16 protein-coding genes and 5 pseudogenes are annotated in these 16,654 nt (G+C 70.8%); 9 read left to right on the top strand and 12 right to left on the bottom strand.

Annotated features, from left to right (window positions below):
• Positions 1 to 29 precede the first annotated feature (29 nt).
• Positions 30 to 1,397 carry an NAD(P)-binding domain-containing protein gene (locus tag ACZ6SQ_RS12445; RefSeq protein ID WP_469559996.1) on the bottom strand — a complete coding sequence of 456 codons (1,368 nt, stop codon included), beginning with the start codon at positions 1,395 to 1,397 and terminating at the stop codon, positions 30 to 32.
• Between the two features lie 918 nt (positions 1,398 to 2,315).
• Here ACZ6SQ_RS12445 and ACZ6SQ_RS12440 point away from each other — a divergent pair.
• Positions 2,316 to 2,678, top strand: coding sequence for an ArsR/SmtB family transcription factor (locus ACZ6SQ_RS12440; RefSeq protein ID WP_469559992.1), 363 nt, complete (start codon positions 2,316 to 2,318; stop codon positions 2,676 to 2,678).
• Entirely contained in the window at positions 2,675 to 3,175 is a 501-nt protein-coding gene (locus ACZ6SQ_RS12435; protein WP_469559989.1) for a GNAT family N-acetyltransferase, read from the top strand. The genes ACZ6SQ_RS12440 and ACZ6SQ_RS12435 overlap by 4 nt, the downstream gene beginning before the upstream one ends.
• 6 nt (positions 3,176 to 3,181) lie before the next feature.
• Here the strand turns inward: ACZ6SQ_RS12435 and ACZ6SQ_RS12430 are convergent, their stop codons facing one another.
• The 4 genes and pseudogenes from ACZ6SQ_RS12430 to ACZ6SQ_RS12415 all read right to left on the bottom strand — a co-directional run bounded on the left by ACZ6SQ_RS12430 (position 3,182) and on the right by ACZ6SQ_RS12415 (position 5,989).
• Positions 3,182 to 3,724, bottom strand: coding sequence for a DinB family protein (locus tag ACZ6SQ_RS12430; protein ID WP_469559986.1), 543 nt, complete (start codon positions 3,722 to 3,724; stop codon positions 3,182 to 3,184).
• A gap of 95 nt (positions 3,725 to 3,819) precedes the next feature.
• Positions 3,820 to 4,879: pseudogene (locus ACZ6SQ_RS12425) on the bottom strand (ArsO family NAD(P)H-dependent flavin-containing monooxygenase).
• Positions 4,876 to 5,646 carry an aquaporin gene (locus ACZ6SQ_RS12420; RefSeq protein ID WP_469559984.1) on the bottom strand — a complete coding sequence of 257 codons (771 nt, stop codon included), beginning with the start codon at positions 5,644 to 5,646 and terminating at the stop codon, positions 4,876 to 4,878. The pseudogene ACZ6SQ_RS12425 and the gene ACZ6SQ_RS12420 overlap by 4 nt, the downstream one beginning before the upstream one ends.
• Positions 5,647 to 5,680: 34 nt before the next feature.
• Positions 5,681 to 5,989, bottom strand: a complete 309-nt coding sequence (locus ACZ6SQ_RS12415; RefSeq protein WP_469559981.1) for an ArsR/SmtB family transcription factor — start codon at positions 5,987 to 5,989, stop codon at positions 5,681 to 5,683.
• A gap of 109 nt (positions 5,990 to 6,098) precedes the next feature.
• On the opposite strand from ACZ6SQ_RS12415, the gene ACZ6SQ_RS12410 reads away from it, so the two are divergent.
• Positions 6,099 to 6,515 (top strand): arsenate reductase ArsC, encoded by a 417-nt coding sequence (locus tag ACZ6SQ_RS12410; protein WP_469559979.1) that lies wholly within the window; start codon positions 6,099 to 6,101, stop codon positions 6,513 to 6,515.
• Positions 6,512 to 7,497 (top strand): annotated as a pseudogene (trxB, locus tag ACZ6SQ_RS12405) (thioredoxin-disulfide reductase). The gene ACZ6SQ_RS12410 and the pseudogene trxB overlap by 4 nt, the downstream one beginning before the upstream one ends.
• Positions 7,498 to 7,623: 126 nt before the next feature.
• Here the strand turns inward: trxB and ACZ6SQ_RS12400 are convergent.
• Complete coding sequence (locus ACZ6SQ_RS12400) at positions 7,624 to 8,625, bottom strand: helix-turn-helix transcriptional regulator (protein WP_469559976.1); 1,002 nt, start codon at positions 8,623 to 8,625, stop codon at positions 7,624 to 7,626.
• A gap of 197 nt (positions 8,626 to 8,822) precedes the next feature.
• On the opposite strand from ACZ6SQ_RS12400, the gene ACZ6SQ_RS12395 reads away from it, so the two are divergent.
• The gene (locus ACZ6SQ_RS12395) at positions 8,823 to 9,245 is read left to right on the top strand and encodes a VOC family protein (protein WP_469559974.1); all 423 of its coding nucleotides are present in this window, start codon (positions 8,823 to 8,825) and stop codon (positions 9,243 to 9,245) included.
• A gap of 252 nt (positions 9,246 to 9,497) precedes the next feature.
• Here ACZ6SQ_RS12395 and ACZ6SQ_RS12390 read toward each other — a convergent pair whose 3' ends face one another.
• Together ACZ6SQ_RS12390 and ACZ6SQ_RS12385 are read right to left on the bottom strand one after the other, a co-directional pair.
• A complete protein-coding gene (locus ACZ6SQ_RS12390) occupies positions 9,498 to 9,707 on the bottom strand; it encodes a helix-turn-helix domain-containing protein (RefSeq protein WP_469559971.1) in 210 nt (69 codons plus the stop codon).
• A 153-nt stretch (positions 9,708 to 9,860) separates the two neighbouring features.
• Entirely contained in the window at positions 9,861 to 10,199 is a 339-nt protein-coding gene (locus ACZ6SQ_RS12385; protein WP_469559968.1) for a multicopper oxidase domain-containing protein, read from the bottom strand.
• A 153-nt stretch (positions 10,200 to 10,352) separates the two neighbouring features.
• On the opposite strand from ACZ6SQ_RS12385, the pseudogene ACZ6SQ_RS12380 reads away from it, so the two are divergent.
• Positions 10,353 to 10,577, top strand: a pseudogene (locus ACZ6SQ_RS12380) (hypothetical protein); the annotation flags it as partial.
• A gap of 173 nt (positions 10,578 to 10,750) precedes the next feature.
• Here ACZ6SQ_RS12380 and ACZ6SQ_RS12375 read toward each other — a convergent pair.
• Positions 10,751 to 10,912: a hypothetical protein gene (locus tag ACZ6SQ_RS12375; RefSeq protein WP_469559965.1), complete on the bottom strand. Its 162-nt coding sequence runs from the start codon at positions 10,910 to 10,912 to the stop codon at positions 10,751 to 10,753.
• A 67-nt stretch (positions 10,913 to 10,979) separates the two neighbouring features.
• On the opposite strand from ACZ6SQ_RS12375, the pseudogene ACZ6SQ_RS12370 reads away from it, so the two are divergent.
• Positions 10,980 to 11,192: pseudogene (locus ACZ6SQ_RS12370) on the top strand (hypothetical protein); the annotation flags it as partial.
• Positions 11,193 to 11,326: 134 nt separating this feature from the next.
• Positions 11,327 to 12,112: a sulfite exporter TauE/SafE family protein gene (locus tag ACZ6SQ_RS12365; RefSeq protein WP_469559962.1), complete on the top strand. Its 786-nt coding sequence runs from the start codon at positions 11,327 to 11,329 to the stop codon at positions 12,110 to 12,112.
• An 892-nt stretch (positions 12,113 to 13,004) separates the two neighbouring features.
• Here ACZ6SQ_RS12365 and ACZ6SQ_RS12360 read toward each other — a convergent pair.
• Both ACZ6SQ_RS12360 and ACZ6SQ_RS12355 read right to left on the bottom strand, forming a co-directional pair.
• Positions 13,005 to 13,385: a hypothetical protein gene (locus ACZ6SQ_RS12360; RefSeq protein WP_469559959.1), complete on the bottom strand. Its 381-nt coding sequence runs from the start codon at positions 13,383 to 13,385 to the stop codon at positions 13,005 to 13,007.
• On the bottom strand, positions 13,382 to 13,969 hold the full coding sequence (locus ACZ6SQ_RS12355) for a TetR/AcrR family transcriptional regulator (RefSeq protein ID WP_469559956.1): 588 nt from the start codon (positions 13,967 to 13,969) through the stop codon (positions 13,382 to 13,384). The genes ACZ6SQ_RS12360 and ACZ6SQ_RS12355 overlap by 4 nt, the downstream gene beginning before the upstream one ends.
• Positions 13,970 to 14,752: 783 nt before the next feature.
• Here ACZ6SQ_RS12355 and ACZ6SQ_RS12350 point away from each other — a divergent pair.
• Positions 14,753 to 15,985, top strand: a complete 1,233-nt coding sequence (locus tag ACZ6SQ_RS12350) for a cytochrome P450 family protein (RefSeq protein ID WP_469559954.1) — start codon at positions 14,753 to 14,755, stop codon at positions 15,983 to 15,985.
• A gap of 301 nt (positions 15,986 to 16,286) precedes the next feature.
• Here ACZ6SQ_RS12350 and ACZ6SQ_RS12345 read toward each other — a convergent pair.
• A pseudogene (locus ACZ6SQ_RS12345) lies at positions 16,287 to 16,519 on the bottom strand (trypsin-like serine protease); the annotation flags it as partial.
• Positions 16,520 to 16,654: the final 135 nt, after the last annotated feature.

Raw genomic sequence — 16,654 nt, 5'->3', positions numbered from 1 at the left:
CTGTGGGTGGGTTGGGCGGGTGGGCGGGGTCAGCAGCCGCCGGTGGCAGGCGCCGCGCCGATGCCGATCTGGAGGGTTGCCGGGGCCGCGCAGCAGCCGCCGTCCGACGCGGCATCGGCTTCGGGCTGGTCGAAGAGGCCTGCTCCGCCGCACACTCCGGTCTCGGGCAGGACGAGTTCGACGCGTTCGGCGGACTCGTGGTCGCCGGCGATCGCGGCGACGACGGAGCGGACCTGCTCGTAGCCGGTGAGGGCGAGGAAGGTCGGGGCGCGGCCGTAGGACTTCATGCCGACCAGGTAGACGCCCTCCTCCGGGTGGGAGAGCTCCTTCACGCCGTGCGGGTAGACGGTGCCGCAGGAGTGCTGGTTGGGGTCGATGAGCGGGGCGAGCTCGACGGGTGCCTGGAGGCGTTCGTCGAGGCCGAGGCGAAGCTCGTCGAGGAAGGACAGGTCGGGACGGAAGCCGGTGAGAACGATGAGTTCGTCGACCGGGGCGAGGCGGCGGCCGTCCTCGGCGACGAGGACCAGGCGCTCGCCGTCGCGCGCGATCGCTTCGGTGCGGAAGCCGGTGACGGCGTCAGCGTGACCCTCGTCCACAGCGGCCTTCGCGGCGAGGCCGAGCGCGCCCCGGGCGGGGAGCTGGTCGGCGGTGCCGCCGCCGAAGGTGGAGCCGGAGATGCCCCGGCGCAGGATCCAGGCGGCGTGCGTACCGTCGCCGTCCTGCGACTTCGCGAGCTCGGCGAGCGAGGCGAGGGCGGTGAAGGCGGAGGCGCCGGAGCCGATGACGGCGATGAGCTTGCCCGCGTAACGGGCCCTGGTCGCCGGGTCCTTGAGGTCGGGGACGCGGTACGAGATCCGGTCGGCTGCCGCGTGCTCGCCCAGCGCCGGGAGGCCGTCGCCGCCGGCCGGGCTCGGGACGGCCCAGGTGCCGGAGGCATCGATGACGGCGTGGGCCAGGATCCGCTCCTCGCGCCCGTCGGCGTAAGTGACGTGGACGGTGAACGGCTGGGTCTCGCGGTCGGTGTCGACGATCCGGTCCCGGCCCACCCGGGAGACGCCGGTGACGCGGGCGCCGACGCGGACCTTGTCGCCGAGGACGTCGGCGAGGGGCTGGAGGTACTGCTCGGCCCAGTCGCCGCCGGTCGGGTACGTCGCCGCGTCGGGCTTCACCCAGCCGGTCGGGGCCAGCAGCTTCTCGGCGGCCGGGTCGGTGACCTCGCCCCAGGTGGAGAACAGTCGCACGTGCGACCACTCACGCACCGCCGCGCCCGCCTTCGCGCCGGCCTCCAGGACCAGTGGCTCAAGGCCCCGTCCGACGAGGTGAGCGGCGGCGGCCAGACCGGCGGGGCCGGCCCCGATGACCACGACGGGCAGCTGCTGGGCGGCGGTGGTGTTCATGCGAGTCCCCTTTTGTTTCGACATCCGTCGATCTCTTGTGCCTTCAGCATGGCACCTGTATCGATAGGCGTCAACATAGACATCCATCGATGTGGAGCCGGCTTCCTGGAACACGCGGACGTCGCAGTCATCGGGGGCGGCCAGGCAGGTCTTGCGGCAGCGCACAGCCTGCTCCCGAGAGGCCTCAACCTCCTCGCCCTGGAGGCTGCGGAGCGGGCGGCGGGGTCGTGACCCCGCTTCTACGACAGCCTCACCCTGTTCTCGCCGCCCCGGCACGCCTCGCTGCCGGAGCTGCCGTTCGACGGCGACCCCGGCCGGTACCCCCACCGCAACGAGGTGAATTCCGCGGCGCAGGTGGCCGCCGAGCTCGCGAACGTCGCGCGGGTGAGCCTTGCCGGCTGCGGCCCGGTGCGCTGGTTGCCGCAGAAGCCGCTCGGGCGGGATCTGCCCATCTGGCCCACCGTGACCGGCTTGGACACGGCCCCGTTCGGCCGGCTCCAGCGCCGCCCGGCCACGATGGCGGCGATCGACGACGGCCGCTGCCGAGCCGCCCTCGCCTCAGGCCGGCCGGACCATCGCCCGATATTCACTCGCATCGCCGGCCCCACGGCCACCTGGGCCGACGGCGCCAGGGAGGACATAGCCGCGATCATCCTGGCCACCGGCTACGCGCCGGACCTCGGCTGCCTCGCTCCGCTCGGCGCCCTCGACGAGAGGGGCCGGCCGAGGCACCGCGACGGTGCTTCGCTCGCCCATCCCCTGCCTCGCCCATGTCGGGCTGGAACGGCAGCGAAGCCTGTCGTCCGCATCCCTGCGCGGAGTCGGCCGCGATGCACGGCGGGCCGCCCGGCGACCGGCTCACGCCCTCGGCCGCCCGCAGCCCTAGGCGACTGATTCGACATGTGTCAACATAGACGTATGTCGAACGTGAAGGCGCTGCCACTGCTGGAGACCGCCGTCGAGCCCTGCTGCCCGCCGCTGAACGAGCGGCCGCTGACGGCGGAGGAGGCCGAGCGGACCGCGGTCATGTTCAAGGCGCTGGGCGATCCGGTCCGGCTGAGGCTCTTCTCGGCCGTCGCCTCACACGAGGGCGGCGAGGCGTGCGTCTGCGACATCTCCGACGTCGGCGTCTCGCAGCCCACGGTCTCCCACCACCTGAAGAAGCTGAAGGATGCCGGGCTGCTCTCCTCCGAGCGCCGCGGGACATGGGTGTACTACCGCGTCGAGCCGGCGGTCCTGGCAGCCATGGGGCAGCTCCTGACCAGGGCCGCTGCCGCGTGAGCGCCTCCACGCTCGTGGTGCCGCTGACCGTCGACCACGCGGACGAGGTCGTCGCGATCTACCAGGCCGGGATCGAGGAGGGCAACGCCACCTTCGAGACCACCGCCCCGACCTGGGCGGAGTTCGACGCGGCCAAGCTGCCCGAGCACCGCTTCGCCGCCGTCGACGAGACCGGGCGCGTGCTCGGCTGGGTCGCCGCCACCAAGGTCTCCGACCGCTGCGCGTACGCCGGTGTCGTCGAGCACTCTGTCTACGTGCACCCCGACGCCCGGGGCCGCGGCATCGCCTCCACGCTGCTGAAGGCCCTGATCGACTCGACCGAGGGGGCCGGCATCTGGACCCTCCAGTCCGGCGTCTTCCCTGAGAACGCCGCCAGCCTCGCCGTCCATGAACGGGCCGGCTTCCGGATCATCGGCACCCGCGAGCGCATCGGCCGCCACCACGGCCGCTGGCGCGACACCGTCCTGATCGAGCGCCGCAGCCCGCACATCGACTGACCGACCTCACCCGCTCGGACCGAGGGTGAGCTGGTCGTGGTGGAAGTCGAAGTGCCGGGTCGGGTACCGGTAGAGGTCCGCGAGGGTCATGAAGTCCTGGAAGAACGGGTCCCACCGGACCGGACAGTGCATCCCCCGCGCCAGATCACGCTCGGACTCCTTCGTGAGCCGCCGCTCCAGCGAAGCGGTGATCCGGTCGAACGCGGCCCCCGTGCTGCGGGGCCCGAACAGCTTCACCGCGCCGCACGGCCCGAGATAGTTGATCACGTCGAAGGGCCGCGTTCCCGCGTCGAGCAGCCGGGCGAACGCCTTGCTCGCGCTCCTGGGCAGGCGGCTGAAGCCACGCGCGAGCCCCAGCAGGACGCGGGTGACGAGGTAGCCGAAGAACATGTGCCACAGCAGCTGCCTGTTGGTCCATCGCGTGCCGGCGGTCGGGCGGGCAAGGGTGGCAGGCGTGGCCCCGTCCAGGAGCGCGTGGAACGTCCGGCGGGCCCTGTCGTAGTCGGCGAGGACGGCCTGCCGGTCCAGCGCTGAACGACCGTGTGCCATCACGCCGCTCCCGTCGCGAGCCACTGTGCCTGGGTCTGGATGATTCCCGCCGGGGCGCCGCGGAACCCGGGCGGGTTCTCGTACGCTGCGCGGGTTCACACCGCTGCGAGCAGTCCGGCGATCTCCCGGGCCGCTTCCCGCGCGGGGCGGCCGACGCCGATGAGGGTGGCGGAGGCGGGGCCCGTCCAGTCGCCGTAGCCGAGGAGGTGCAGGCGCGGCTCGCAGGCGGCCGTGTTCCTTGTGTGGGGACGTGGCCGTGGGTCCCGCGCAGGGCGAGCGGGGCCAGGTGGCCGAGGGCAGGGCGGAAGCCGGTGCACCAGATGATGGCGTCCGCGTCGGCACTGCCGCCGTCGGCCCAGACGACGCCGGTCGGGGCGAGGCGGGTGAACATCGTCTGGGCCTTGAGGCGGCCTGCGTCGCGGGCTTCGCGTACGGGCGGGACGGTGAAGATGCCGCCGAGCGAGGCGACACCTGCGCTGTCGGTGCGGTCTTCGTCGAGGGCGCGGCGGTGGGCGGTCGCCGCGTCGAACAGGGCCCGGCCGTCGATGTCGTCGGCCAGATGGCGCGGTTCGCGGAGGGTGACCCGGGTGAGGTCGGTGTCGTAGGCGAGGTCGGCGGCGATCTGCGCGGCGGAGTTCCCGCCGCCCATGACGATCACGCGCTGTCCGGTGAAATCGGCGGGGCTCCGGTACTCGACGGTGTGCAGCTGCCCTTCCTCGAACTGCGCGCGGCCGGGGAGGGCGGGGACGAACGGGCGCGACCAGGTTCCGGTGGCACTGACCACCGCGCGGGACCGCCACGTCCCGGCACTCGTCTCCACCCGCAGAAGGCGCCGTTCCTGTGGACCGCTGCGACGCGCACCGGCCGTACGACAGGCAGCTCGTGCCGCTGCTCGTAGTCGGTGAGGTGGTCGACGACGCGCTCCGCTCCCGGGTACGTCGCACCCGGTTGCGGCGGCATGAGCAGGCCGGGCAGCGAGGAGTACGCAGCAGGTGAGAACAGGCGCAGGGATTCCCACGTGTGCTGCCACGCACCGCCGGGGGCGGCGTCGCGGTCGAGGATCACGAAGTCCAGGCCGAGGCGGCGCAGGTGGTAACCGGCGGCGAGCCCGCTCTGGCCGCCGCCGATCGCCACCACGTCCGCAGCATGCGTTATACGGTGTCCGGCTTACCGCGCATGAAGATGACCGCGACCAGCGCCAGGCCCGCGACCGCGCCGATCAGCTGCATCGCCACGAACGCGGGCACGGAGGCCGGCGCGATGCCCGCGAACGTGTCGGTGAAGGCGCGTCCGATCGTCACCGCCGGGTTCGCGAAGGAGGTGGACGACGTGAACCAGTAGGCCGCGCCGATGTACGAGGCGACCGCGACGGGCGCGAACCGGAGCCGGTCGGTACGGGCCAGGCCGAAGATCAGCAGGATCAGGCCGGTCGTGGCCACCACCTCGCCGAGGAGCAGGTTCCCGGCGGAGCGGTCGTGCGTGGACCACTTCACCAGGGGCTCGCCGAACATCGCATCCGCCAGGACCGCACCAGCGATCGCACCGGCGATCTGCGAGGGGACGTACACCGCCAGCTCGCGCCCGGTCACGCCCGCGCCGCCGCGGCGGGCGGTCCACCACTCGGCCAGGGTGACGGCCGGGTTGAAGTGGGCTCCCGACACCGGACCGAGCAGGGCGATCAGCACACCGAGACCGAAGACCGTGGCCGTGGAGTTGGCGAGCAGTTGCAGCGCGACGTCGTCGGTGAGCTGGGTCGCCTGGATGCCGGAGCCGACGACGACGGCCACCAGAGCGGCGGTGCCGACGAGCTCGGCGGCCGCGCGGGCGACCAGGGGGGTGCGGGGCGGGGTGGCGCCGGGCGCGGGCTGCGGCGACGGGTCGGTGGCTATGGCGTCGCTCGCAGCGGGCTCGGTGGCGGTCACGGGCAGGGGCTCCTCGGGCAGGTGAGGCGAGTGGCTACGGGCAGGCTCTCTTGGAGTCGGCGCCGGCGCGGGCCGTGGCCGCCAGGGCGGCGAACTGTCCGGCGAGTGTTTCGATGACGTCCGGCTTGAGCCTGTAGTAGGTGAACCGGCCGCAGGGCTCCGTCTCCACGACACCGGCCTCGCGCAGCACCTTCAGGTGGTTGGAGAGGTTGGTCTGCTTGGCGCCGGTCTCCTCCACGAGGTGGGTGGTGCACAGCGTCTCGCGAGCGAGCAGGGTCACGATCTGGAGGCGCAGGGGGTCACCCAGAGCCCGGATCAGATCAGTATCGACTGACGTCAGCATGGACTGATACTGTCACATCACCCGGGGCTGGTACCAGCCCGGGCTGACCTCTTTTAGCGCGCGGTCGGCGGTTTTCACAGCGACTGCGCCGTCCCCCGAGGATGAACCGATGACCGCTCCGCTCGCCTCCGTGCTCTTCGTCTGCGTCCACAACGCCGGCCGCTCCCAGATGGCCGCCGGATTCCTGCGCCACCTCGCCGGGGACCGCGTCGAGGTCCGCTCCGCCGGCTCGATCCCGGGCGATCAGGTCAATCCCTCCGCGGTGGAGGCCATGGCCGAGCTCGGCATCGACATCGCCGACCAGAAGCCGAAGGTCCTCACCACCGAGGCCGTCCAGGCGTCCGACTACGTCATCACCATGGGCTGCGGCGACGCCTGCCCGATCTTCCCCGGCAAGAAGTACCTCGACTGGGCCCTGGAAGACCCGGCCGGCAAGGGCGTCGAGGCCGTCCGACCCATCCGAGACCAGATCAAGACCCGCATCGAGGCCCTGATCGCCGAGATCGCCGCGCAGCAGGAGGCGTGACCGGCCCGACCGCCGCCACCGGCGACGGCGTCCGCGACATCATCGTCACAGGCTCCGGCCCCGCCGGATACACCGCCGCCCTCTACACCACCCGCGCCCGGCTGGAGCCCTGCTCTTCGGCAGCTCGATCTTCGTCGGCGGGGCGCTGACCACGACGACCGAGGTGGAGAACTTCCCCGGCCTGCCGCAGGGGATCGACGGCCCCGACCTGATGGACAACATGCGGGCGCAGGCAGGGCGCCTCGGCGCCGAGATGATCGACGACGACATCGTCTCCATCGACCTCACGGGCGACATCAAGGAAGTCACCGACTCCGCCGGCACCGTCCACCGCGCCAAGGCCGTGATCATCGCGACCGGCTCCAGATACCGCAAGCTCGAACTGTCTCGCGAGGAGGAGCTGTCCGGCCGGGGCGTGTCGTGGTGCGCGACCTGGGACGGCTCCTTCTTCCGTGACCGCGACATCGTCGTGGTCGGCGGCGGCGACACCGCCATGGAGGAAGCCACCTTCCTCACCCGCTTCGCCCGCTCGGTGACCGTCGTCCACCACCGCTCCACCCTGCGCGCCTCCAAGGTCATGCAGAACCGTGCCTTCGCCGACGGCAAGATCACCTTCGCCTTCGTCAGCGAGATCGCCGAGATCAAGAAGGCGAACGGCATCTCGCCGGCGTCGTCCTGCGCGACACCATCACCGGCAAGACCCGCGACCTCGACGCCACCGGCCTGTTCACCGCCATCGGCCACGACCCGCGCACCGTGCTCTTCACCGGCCAGATCGACCTCGACGACGAGGGCTACATCAAGGTCGCGTCACCCTCCACGCGGACCAACATCCCCCGGGGTCTTCGCCGTCGGCGACATCGTCGACCACGCCTACCGCCAGGCCATCACCGCGCCAGGCGCCGGCGCCGCAGCGGCCCTCGACGCCGAGCGCTACCTTGCCGCGGTCCACGACGAACACGCCCTCGCCGTCTCCTCCTGAGCGCCGACGCCGCGTGCGATCCGCCGACTTCGGAGACCTGATGTCAGCGGACCGGAGGCTTCTTCGGCGCGGGTGGCCAGGTCCAGATCCACACCGGCACGAGGCAGTGGGTGTGTCTCAGACGCTTCAGCGTGTACCGGGCTCGGCAGCAGCCGCATAACGGCGAGCCAGGCGCGCGAAGGCGTCCTTGAGCTGCGTCGGTCCGACGACCTCGAAGTCGGCGTCGAATCCTCCGATGGTGGCGGCCAGGCTGGGCCAGGACCACGAGCCGAGGACGAGGCGGCAGCGGTTGGGGCCGAGTTCCTCGACGACTCCGTCCCGGGTGTACGGGAGGACGGCGGCGGCGGGAACCTCAAGGATCACCTCGCCGAGGCAGGGCCAGTCGCCGACGCCTTCGGAGCCGCGGAATCTGCCGGCGACGAAAGCGGCCACGTCGCCTCCGGGTAGCTCCCGTGGGGTGAATCGGGGCCCGGTAGGGATGCGTGGGGTGATCCGGTCCGCGCGGAAGATGCGCCAGTCGTCGCGGTCGAGGTCCCATGCGACGAGGTACCAGCGTCCGCCCCAGGTGACGAGATGGTGGGGTTGCACCCGGCGCGGAGGAGGTTCGGTCGGGTCGCTGTCGGTTCCTGGTGGTGAGGTGGGACGGCGGTAGTCGAAGCGCAGCACTTCACGGGCGTGGACGGCGGCGCCGAGGGCCGTGAGCACGTCACTGTCGGCCTGGCGGGGCGGCCGCATCGCGGGCCGCTCGATGGCGGTGACCTGCAGGATGTCAATGCGTCGGCGGAGCCGTGCGGGCATGACCTGCCGGACGGTGTTCAGCGCCCGGGCCGCGGCTTCCTCGATACCGGCACCGGCGGTGGTGGCGATACGGAGTGCGACGGCAAGGGCCACGGCCTGATCGTCGTCGAACAGCAAGGGCGGCAGTTCCGTGCCGGCGTCGAGCCGGTACCCGCCGTCAGGACCCTTGGCCGCCACGATGGGGTAGCCGAGCTCCCGTAGGCGGTCGACGTCGCGGCGCACGGTTCGAGGGCTGACGTCCAGCCGTTCGGCCAGCAGTGCTCCCGGCCAGTCGCGGCGGGCCTGAAGCAGCGAGAGCAACGAGAGCAGGCGCAATGAGGTCTTCGGCATGACTTCATGCTGCCGCAGGTAGCGGACACCACCTGGCCGCTACTCATGTGATCGTCGTCTTGGGCCCGGCAGGGAATGCGGCAATACCTCAACACTGTGACGCCATAGCCACGAGCGTGCTTCCCGTCGCTGTCCGAAGGTCCGTGTCGCGGCGCTTCACAGCGCCAGAACCATCAGGCGAAGTCTAGGAGCCAAGCATGTCCGTCAAGTCCGTAACGCATCTCAACTTCCGCGGCGAGGCCCGCGCCGCGCTCGAGTTCTACCGGTCCGTGTTCGGCGGGGACATCGTCGTCGTCACGTACGAGGACGCTGGAAACGTGCACGATCCCGACACGGCGGATCAGGTGATGTGGGGTCAGGTGGCCGGGACCAACGGCTTCCACGTCATGGCCTACGACGTGCCCTCACAGATGCCGTGGGAACGGGGGGAGAACTCCTTCTTCGTGTCTCTCCGAGGCGAGACCGTCGACGAAGTGACCGCGTACTGGGAGAAGCTCTCGGTCGGAGCCACCGTCGTGCAGCCGCTGGCGCCTGCCCAGTGGGCTCCGCTCTACGGGATGCTCAAGGACCGATTCGGCATCACCTGGGTCGTGGACGTCGCGACCGAGTACAGCGGCTGAGCAACGGCGTGGGGGGAGGGTGTCACATGAGCCCTCCCCGGCACCCGAACGACCCGGTGCCCGCTGCCCGCTGCCCGCTGCCCGCTGCCCGCTGCCCGCTGCCCGCTGCCGACTCTCCACCTTGGATAGGCACGATCATTCATGAGAACTCGGCCACGGGAACGGGCCGGTAACGGTGGCGGCCCTCGGGCCGTCCGCCGAGCCTTCGACGCTGGAGCACTACCTCGAAGGCCGTTCTCGACACCCGAGCACTCAATCGCGCGACACTTGCACGGCAGTTGCAGCTCGACTGTAGACGGCCATGTCGCGGCTTGTCATGGCCGCCGTCAGCACGCAGAGCCGGTGGGCCCGGCCTCCGTTGCGGGCGATCTCCCGGGAGACGGTCGAAGGTGACCGGCCCAGCCGCCTGGCCAACTGCCGACCAGATTCCCGGCGGCGATAACGCGGGACATCTCTTCGCACTCGCTGCCGTACAGATGCCGCTCTGGTCGCTGCTGCGGGGCAATTCGGACGCCGCCGCGCTGCCGAAGGAACCGACGAGCGTTCTGCATCGGCGCTCCGAGCGCCCGCTCGCTCAAGCCGAACGATTGCCCCTCGCGCCGACGTCCCCAGATCTCATCCTGCTGGGCCGTCGGCGTCGAAGACGACGGACAACTTCTTCTTGGGCAGCACGATGGCGGTGTCCTTGCGGGGGCCGCTACTTCCCAGCTGGTAGGTGTGGCCGTGCAGGTGCATCGGGTGCCACATCTCCGTGGTGTTGACGAAGTCGAGCCTGACCCGCTGCCCCTCCTCCACTGTGAGCGGATTCGCGGCCGGGTCGGCCATGTCGAAGGCCTTGCCGTTGAAGGCCCAGTTGTACTTGCCCATGCCGCCGGTCAGCTCGACGCGGTGCACCCCGTCCACCTCCCTGGACGGCAGACGGACGTCGCCGTCCGCGCGCAACTGGGAAGCCATCAGGATCCTGGGACCGAGGCAGGGATACCGCAGCCGATGCGCTTCGGCGCCCGCGCCCTGCTCGCTGCCCCATGAGTGTGACGCCCCGAGGCTTGCACACCGCAGGGACCATGGCCAGCAGCAGCACGACCAGAGCGACGCCAGGCAGCACAGGCCGGTGCCGTCAGGGATGACATCCGGCCCGCCGAACTCACACACTGCTGCCTCAGCGCCCTGGCGGCGGCACGAACGCTGCCGTCCGAAGCCGCCGTGCGACGGCTGGTCACGGTCACCCTGGCCGGCGTACGCCCCTCACAGCACCGGCCGCCGCCGACGCATCAACTGTCGCCTGCCGTGGACCATTTGATGCCAGCTGGAGTTGAGCACCGTTCGACCTGACCCGACCTCCGCGTTCGTTGCCGACACCGTCGTTGACGCCGCCCGCTGCCGCCACGTTCCGCTTCGTACGGCTGCGCAACGGCCTCAACCCGCACAGGCCGCCGCCCTTCACCGCTCGACCGCCCACGCGAAGGATCACCGCAGCCGCGAAGGGGACCAGGACTCCTCGGAGATCAAGACTTCTTCGCCGGGGGTTGCCGGCGGGCCCCAGCGTCGGCCTCGGGCACCGGTGTGCCCGGCGGCGTGAAAGCTGCGAGCGCCGTGGCGGTGATGTGGTGGGCGGCGTGCTCGGAGGTCAGGCGGCCGGCGCGGATCTCCTCCGCCGCGCTGTGCATGACCGCATGCAGCACGTTGACCATCCGGGCGATCGGCAGGTCCGTACGGAAGACCCCCCTCGGCGCGGCCGAGGAACGCCGGGCCCCCGTCACCGCCTACGTCTCCCTGATCGCCGACGGCCCGGCCCGCTTCCTGTACAAGAAGTTCGGCTTCACCGACACCGCCGCCCACGACTCGATCGGCATGTACCGCGTCATCGGCAGACCCGTCAGGCCAGCCGACCCCAGGCACAGCTCCAGACGAAGCCGGCCCCATGACCGCGGCTCCCACCAGGCCTGACCGTCCCGTGACAGCGACGGCCGAGCGAGGGCACCGGACCCCGCCTGGCCGATCGTGAACATCTCGTTGCAGGTCAGCTCACTGTCCACAGACGCGTTGATACTGGCCGGGCGAACAACTGGCAGGGGGCGACAGTGGACTGGACGGTGCCAGGAGGGCTGGTCGCCGGGCTACTGATCGCGACCGTGACCGCACCGGTCGGCGTGTCCGGCGCAGTGTTCCTCCTCCCCGTCCAGCTGAGCGTCTTCGGCGTACCCAATCCAGCCGTCACTCCAACCAACCTGCTGTTCAACGTCGTTGCAGGACCCGGCGCCCTGTGGCGCTACCGCCACGACGGCTCCCTGCGCGGCAGCCTCGCCCGACGCCTGGTGCTGGGCACGCTGCCCGGCGTCGTCCTGGGGGCCGCCCTCCGCGTCTTCGCCCTCCCCGGCCCCGACGTCTTCCGCCTCCTCATCGCCGCCCTGCTGCTCCCTCTCGGCCTGTGGCTGTGCCTGCGCACCCTCGCCCCGTCCCGTCACCGGCCGCTGCCGGCCGACAAGTTGACTCCCCGCGCCCTGACCGGCCTCGCCCTGGCGGTCGGCGTGGTCGGCGGCCTCTACGGCATCGGCGGCGGCTCCCTCCTCGGCCCGATCCTCGTCGGCCGCGGCCTGCCCGTCGCCCGTGTCGCCCCCGCCGCGCTCGCTGCCACCTTCACCACCTCCCTCGTCGGCGCCGCAACCTACGCCCTGCTCTCCCTCGTCAGCCCCGGAGACGTCGCCCCCGACTGGCGGCTCGGACTCGCCTGCGGCACCGGCGGCCTGATCGGCGGCTACCTCGGCGCCCGTCTCCAGCCCCGCCTGCCCGAACGCGCCCTACGCCTCCTCCTCGGCACCCTCGCCACTGCCCTCGGCACCGTGTACGCAGCCCAGACCCTGACCTGAGCGCGCGGTCACAGACCATGAACGAGCGTCCCCCCAAGGTGAGTTCGCTACGGAGAACGAACAGCGAGAAACACTGCCCAAAGCGCCGGGACCTACATGCTGCGGGGACTCCTGCTTCCCGCCGGCATTCCGTTCCAGCCCGACGACAGCATGTCCAAGGCCCAGTTCGGAGCGGGCACATGAAGGGGGCGGAGGACCTCCGCCCAGCAGTGGGATCCCGCCCCAGTCCACCGATCTCTCACAGATCAGGCGGAACCCGATGTCAAGCGACACACGCAGCGCGAAGCAGCGTCAGGGCGCTACACCGGGAAGCCGCCCCGCGCATCCGCCCCGGCCAGGACGTCGAACCTGGAACGGCGCGGCCCCCGGCCGCGAGGTGCGGCCGGGACCGGCACCCTGAAATACGGACCTGCTCGCTGGCGTGCTGTCGGGCGCGCCCCACGAACAAGCCGCGCGCGCAGTCGCAAGCACCCGACAACCGCCTCCGGCCCCCGGAACTGCGGCCCGTACGCCGGTAGCTCGACGCCGCCTGCGACCCGCGCTGAAGAAGCCGTCCAAAACCAGTCGCACCCCGCCTCCTGGCCTGTGGAGCCCGTCGTAGCCAGCGGGTCCAGTCGGTGGCCGTCCCGCGGATCGTGGCGGGGCGTTGCGGCATAGGACGCGGACGAGTTCGTGCCGCGGACACACGGCGGGGAGGGCGGGCCTCCGCTGGCCTGCCGTGGCCTGTGCTCCGACCGGTGGCTGGCCCGGTTGCCGGTCTGCGTAAGTCAACTTTTGGAGCCCACCCGAAGGCCGGACGAGTCCGCGCACGTCGGGCCGGTACGCAAGGCGCTTGAGCCGGTTACCTACGAATGCTTCGAGTCGGTCGGGGCCGTGTCTCTCCGGGTTGTCGCTACGCGGCACCCGCCGCTGTCAGCACCGCGACCGGCAGGAGCAATATCCACTGCGGCAGCCGCAGTAGTGGCTTCGGCCAGTCGACCGACAACGTGACGACCAGGAAGGCGACGGTGTACGCGGCGAAGTGCGCGGCCACGAACCACGCCATCGGGCCGGTAGCTGACGTGTCGTCCGAGAGCGCGAGGTAGACCAGGGCGGCTGCGGAGAGCACCAGGTCGACCGTGACCATGTGCCATACGGCGTGAAGGACGCGTCGGGGTTCGTCTGCGAGTGCGCAGGACAGCAGCGGGCGGACCACGTCCCGGTGTCCGGCGGCCATGTGTACCGCGGCCACTCCGGACGCGGTGATACCCGCTGCGAGAAGCCAGCCGTTCATCGGACCTCAATTCCGTTGGCTATGACAGCAGCCAGCCGGCCGGCCAGCTGAGGGTCGGGGCGTTCCCCGACCAGGCCGACGTGGAAGAACACCGCCCCGGCCAGCGTGTCCAGGACCAGATCCACGGGCGTGTCGGCCGCGATCTCTGCGCGCGTCACGGCGCGCTCGAAGACGATGAGCAGCCGCTCCTTCGACGGGGCCAGGAAGTCGCTGCGGATGCGTGCCTGCAGCACCGGATCCGCGGCGAAGTCGGCGAGCAGTCCCGGGAGCGCCGCTGCCGCGGCAGGCGCGTGGAACTCGTCGATCAGGCCCTGCAGCAGTGCGGTCAGGTCCCCGGCCAGCGCTCCGGTATCGGGGACCGGAACGTGGTCGGTGGTGGTGAACACGGCCTCGAAGACCAGCTCCGGCTTGCCCCGCCAGCGCCGGTAGACGGTGTCCTTGCCGACCCCGGCACGGGCCGCCACCGCCCCGATCGATGTCGCGGCGTAGCCGACCTCGATCACCAGCTCTGTGGCCGCGCTGAGGATCGCCTGATGCGAGCGGGGGTCCCTGGGGCGACCCCTGGAGGACGGAACGGAACTCATACAACTTACGATACGGGTCGACCCGTTTGGTAATCAACTCCCCGGGTCTGCGTGCCGGAGGACATCACCGCTGCAATGTATGCACACACGCCCTGCGGCGCGTCGCAGACTGCCTGCGGCGGCCGGAGGGCAACCGACCGGTCCGGCAGCGCGGGCGATCCCCGTCCGAGACTGCCGCCCGATGCCGTGGCCAGCGTGCAAGGGCACCCCAACGCCGCACAGGATTGGGACCGTTGCCGGGTCGGTCCCCGTGCCGGAAGGACAGCCTCACATCTCCGCACTGGTCGTCCGCCACAGTCCACAACAACCGGCCCTGTGCGTTCTTCACGGACGACAACGGCATCCGCTGGTCGCTGGACAGGTACGGGAAGCCGGAGAAGGCGCCCACCGACGGCTTGTCATGACGTGTCGACGACATGTCATGCTGGGCAGCTCATCCTTGAGGCGGCGCGAATGCCGATACGCGGACGCCGAGCGGATGCCACCCGCCGCGTCGGAGCCAAAAGCCCAGGGCCCTGTCTCGACTCGCTCAGCGTCGTCCGGGCCGGAGTGCCGCCTGGACAACTCCACGCCCTGGGACGCGCGGCAGCACAGGTGGCATACGACAGGTGCCTCGCTTCCCACGCGTTTCTCGACAGCCGCTTGCGCAGGCGCGGTTGCCCCGAAAGCATGGCAGACCCCTGGCCCACCAAGCCGTCGCCCACGACACCGTCCCCGGCTCCTGCCACCCCTCCATGGCCGCCCCACCCGTCACCTTCCCCACCAGCCGAAAGGCACCTCAACATGCCCGAACAGCACATTCTCGTCCTCGATCCGGCCAGCTCCGCCCCGGACGACGAACACCAGGCCTTACGCGAGCGCGGCCCCGCGACGCCGGTCGACATCCTCGGCGTGCGCGCCTGGTCCGTCTCCCACCCAGCCCTCCTCAAGCAGCTCCTGACCAGCAAGGACGTCTCCAAGGACGGCCGGGCCCACTGGCCGGCCTTCACCGAGACCGTCGCCACCTGGCCGCTGGCCCTGTGGATCGCGGTGGAGAACATGTTCACCGCCTACGGCAAGGACCACAGCCGCCTGCGCCGCATGGTGGCCCCGGCCCTATCAGCCCGCCGCACCGAAGCCCTTCAAGCGGACATCGAGGCTCTCGTCAGCGCCCTCCTCGACGAACTCGACGCCCGTCCTGCTGGCGACACGGTCGACCTGCGCGAGCATTTCGCCTACCCGCTACCGATCGCCGTCATCGGCAAACTCATGGGCGTCCCCGCCGACCGACGCACCGAGTTGCGCACTGTGGTGGACAACGTGTTCGCCACCCACCTCACCGCTGATGAACAAGCCGCCAACACCGCCGCCCTCTACGGCCTGCTGGACGCCCTGATCCAGATCAAGCGGGCCGAGCCTGGCGAGGACATGACCTCGACACTGATCGCCGCCCGCGACGACGAAGGAGACGGCTCCGCCCTCAGCGACGCCGAACTGCGCGACACGCTGCTGCTGATGATCAGCGCCGGTTACGAGACCACTGTCAACATCATCGACCAGGCCATCACCACGCTGCTGTCCGACCCGCAGCAGCTCGCACACGTCCGGGACGGCCGATGCACCTGGCAGGATGTGGTCGAGGAGACCCTGCGCCACGAGCCCGCAATCAAGCACCTTCCCCTGCGCTACGCCCGAGCTGACATCCCGCTCCCCGACGGGCAGACCATCCGGGCCGGAGACGCCATCCTCGTCTCCTACGCCGCCGCCAACCGCCACCCCGACTGGCACGATGACGCCGGCCACTTCGACGCCACCCGCCCCAGCAAGGAACACCTCGCCTTCGGCCACGGCGTCCATTACTGCCTCGGCGCCCCGCTCGCCCGACTCGAAGTCGCCACCGCCCTGCGCCTGCTCTTCGAGCGCTTTCCCGGCATCGAACTCGCCACCAGCCAAGACGAGTTGAGGAAGCTGCCGAGTCTGATCAGCAACGGGCACACGACCGTCCCCGTGCGCCTGCGCCCGGCTCCGGTCCACTGACCGAACCCTACGAGAGACTCCATCATGAACGCCCCGCCGCAAGACCACGCCCCACACCTCCCGCACAGCGCCTCGCCCACCACGTCGTAGACGGCCTGAGCCTGCGAGAACGCAACCGCCAGGCGGTCGGGACAACCAACAACTTTCGCTCCACCCTGCGCAGCCACGGCAGGACATCCCCGACACAATCGGACTGGCAGGGGCCAGCCTTTCAGGGGCCGACGATCGAAAACGAGCCCGGCGCGGTGCGGCGCCGGGCCGTTGAGTGCCGTGACGGCGTACGGCGTGCTGGCACGGAATGTCAGAGCAAGACGGCCGCGCAGGCGATCGCCGAGGCGAACGCCGACACCTCGGAGCAGACGCCCGGGGCGTTGGGCCGGGCGCATCAATGCCCCAGCTCGCGATGACGACCTGGATCCACGCGTTGCTCGCATCGCGCCCGAACATCGGACCGCCAGAGACACCCTGGCAGGTGTCGACACCGCCAGCGGCGTACCCGGCACAGATCTCGTCGCCGGCGACAAGTCCGCTGTAGTAATCAACCCCCGGTCGGCGGGCCGAAGGACATCCTCGCTGCAGCGCATGCACACGCTCCACGAGGCGCGTCGCAGACTGCCTGCGGCAGCCAGAGGCAACCTACCCGCCCCGGCAAGACGGGCGATCCCGCCC

Source organism: Streptomyces sp. NPDC048600 (genome assembly GCF_055587025.1).
This window is presented reverse-complemented; position numbering and strand designations above follow the sequence as displayed.